The 2,854-nt window shown below is 51.8% G+C and carries 1 protein-coding gene and 1 pseudogene; both read right to left on the reverse strand.

Features of this window, described 5'->3' with window-relative positions:
* Positions 1-188 precede the first annotated feature (188 nt).
* Positions 189-2,373 (reverse strand): annotated as a pseudogene (gene hsdR / locus C8R30_RS15530) (EcoAI/FtnUII family type I restriction enzme subunit R); the annotation flags it as partial.
* A 1-nt stretch (position 2,374) separates the two neighbouring features.
* Positions 2,375-2,743, reverse strand: a complete 369-nt coding sequence (locus tag C8R30_RS15535; protein ID WP_107790549.1) for a type I restriction endonuclease — start codon at positions 2,741-2,743, stop codon at positions 2,375-2,377.
* Positions 2,744-2,854: the final 111 nt, after the last annotated feature.

The raw sequence follows: 2,854 nt of genomic DNA on the forward strand, positions 1-2,854 counted from the left end.
GTGGCATCAGGAATCCCTCGCAAACAATTTCTGTGTAAAGCCCATCTCAAAAAGTCGTATCTTCGCAAAATCCAGACTGTTTGGCTGCTAATTTTTCCACTCCCTCTGCTAACTCATGTAATAGATTGATTTATATCTATTCTTTAGAATCCCTTAATAATAAGGATCGTTTCGGGATCAGGTTGTCTGAAGTAATTGTGTTTTTTGACCGCGTTTGCGCGCTCTTTGCGCGTGAGTGGCTTTTGATCGAAGGCGATGTGCGCGACCAAATCGAACACATCGAAGTCAGTGCTATTGGGCACGGCTTGTTGCAACACTTCGATGGGGATACCTTGATCTTTCAGTTCATCAAGAATGGCCTGCTTGCGCTCAGCCTGACCCCAGCGGCGCAGGAATTCCATGAGCGAACCGAATTGAACGCGCAAGGATTTGGCGATCTCCTACTTTTAGTAGGACGCGGTACTCCTCCGACCGGAGCTTGCCGTCGGCATCCAGGAATTGCGTGCGCTCGGCGGCGGTGCGTACGTCGACATCGTCGACGTAGTATTTGGTGCGGCCTTCGTCCCTGCCTGTTCCTCCTCCGGGTGGCTCGGGTATATACGGTGGCGACGGGGGTTCGGCGGTTCCGCCTGTTGTTGGAAGCTCGGGGGTCTCGGGCGGCACGACGGGTTCATTTGGTTTTGGTTCATAAATAACCACCGGCTCGCCGTCAAAGTCGGGATCGGCGAATAAGCGAGTCGCAGCTTTGAAATCTATGATGGTGAAATACAGCTTGTTGTAGTCTTCACGGATGCGCGTGCCGCGCCCTACGATTTGCTTGAACTCGGTCATCGAATTGATGTTCTGATCCAACACGATGAGCTTGCAGGTCTTGGCATCTACGCCGGTGGTAAGCAACTTAGAGGTTGTGGCAATGACCGGATACGGCTCGTCGTTGTCAATGAAATAGGAAAGTTGGGCCTTTCCTTCACTGTCGTCGCCGGTGATGCGCATGACATAGCGCCGGTTCGCCGCGGCGGCCGGGATAATTTTTACCAGCGCCTGGCGCATGCGCTCGGCGTGGTCTTGGTCATCACAGAATATGATGGTCTTGGCCATCGGATCGGTGCCCTTGAGGTACTCCCATACACGGCGGGCAACATAATCTGTACGTTTTTCCAGGACGAGGTTACGGTCGAAATCCTTGGTGGTGTACTGGCGCTGCTCGATGGTTTGGCCGTGTTTATCGACCTTGCCTTTTTCAGGTGTGTAGCCGAGGGCGTCGGCATCGGTAACGATACGAATGACTTTGTAGGGCGCGAGGAAACCATCCTCTATTCCCTGCTTGAGCGAATAGGTGTAGATCGGGTCACCGAAGTAGGTGATGTTGCTGACTTCCTTGGTTTCCTTGGGTGTGGCAGTGAGGCCAAGGTGTGTGGCGCCGCTGAAGTAGTCGAGCACTTCGCGCCACGCCGAATCCTCGACAGCGCTGCCGCGATGGCATTCATCAACGACGACTAAATCAAAAAAATCTACTGGGAATTGCCGGTAGATTTGTTTCCACTCTTCCTGGCCTGTCACCGCCTGATAGAGGGCATGATAGATTTCGTAGTTTTTCTTGACCTCACGATTGGTTATCTTGTGCATGACCTCGCCAAATGGCGCAAAGTCTTGCTGCATGGTTTGATCGACGAGGATGTTACGGTCCGCGAGAAATAAGATGCGTTTTTTCGCTTTCGCCTTCCAAAGACGCCAGATGATTTGAAATGCATTGTAAGTCTTGCCCGTGTCTGTTGCCATGACGAGCAAAATACGCTGCTGACCTTTGCCAATTACTTCGATAGCACGATTGATGGCTACACGTTGGTAGTAGCGCGGCTCTTTACCACCAGCATCCGTGTAATAGGGTTGCGCGATGAGTTTTACAGCTTCTGGTTTCGCGAGCCCCTTCCACCGCTGATACAGCGACCACAACTCATCCCAATTTGGGAATTGATCTAAGGCTAGCTTACGCTCAGTAGGTTGCGTGAGACCAGTACGGTCATGTAATAAAAAGCCATCGCCATTGGAGCTAATGGCAAATGGTGCGTCGAGCATTTCGGCGTAGACCAATGCCTGCTGCATACCGTGGCCGACAGAATATTTGTTCTGCTTCGCCTCAATGACTGCAAGCGGCACGTTGGCGCTCGCATACAGGACGTAGTCTGCGCGCTTTGGGCCGCCCTTGGCGTCGGGGTTTTTGATTCGTGCAGCCAACTTACCACGCACCATGACGCGGCCGTCGGTGAGCTTCACTTCTTCGCGAAACAGATGCTGCTGCTATCCAGCCTGCTGAATGGCAGGCGTGATGAACTTAGTGCAGATATCGCATTCGGATAAATCTTTCTTGTTCATATCAACATCCTGCCAAGAAATAATGCGTGGTCATGTTTCTTCGCTCTTGTGTCATATTTACTCGGAAATCCCAGTGTGTGCCAATAACCCAGATGTGAGAGATACGAATTATCAGGTAAGAACGCGGACTGGGAACGAGGCCGTTGGTAAAGCGCGTTTCGCTTCCCGTTGATTGATAGGCGAACAGCAGCGGATTGCTCCAACGCGGCAGCTCCTCCGGTAATCCCTGGGTGTATTTATCAGATTGTGTCTCAACACCTGAGAGGGTCACACCTGCCTTTTTGGCTTCGATCACACCGGCTGCTTTGCCATCGATATACAGCAGATAATCGGCAAAACCGAAGCCGGATTTCAGCGGAAACTCGCGTATAGCTACGCCGTGTGCTCACGGTAAATTTGTTCTCCTCTTGAGTTAATCAAAGCGACCGAGTGCGTGTTGAGTTAGAAGTCATACGAAGGTAGTCGAAGACCAGTCGGGTAT

The organism is Nitrosomonas nitrosa (genome assembly GCF_003051105.1).
GTDB classification, from domain to species: Bacteria; Pseudomonadota; Gammaproteobacteria; order Burkholderiales; family Nitrosomonadaceae; genus Nitrosomonas; species Nitrosomonas nitrosa.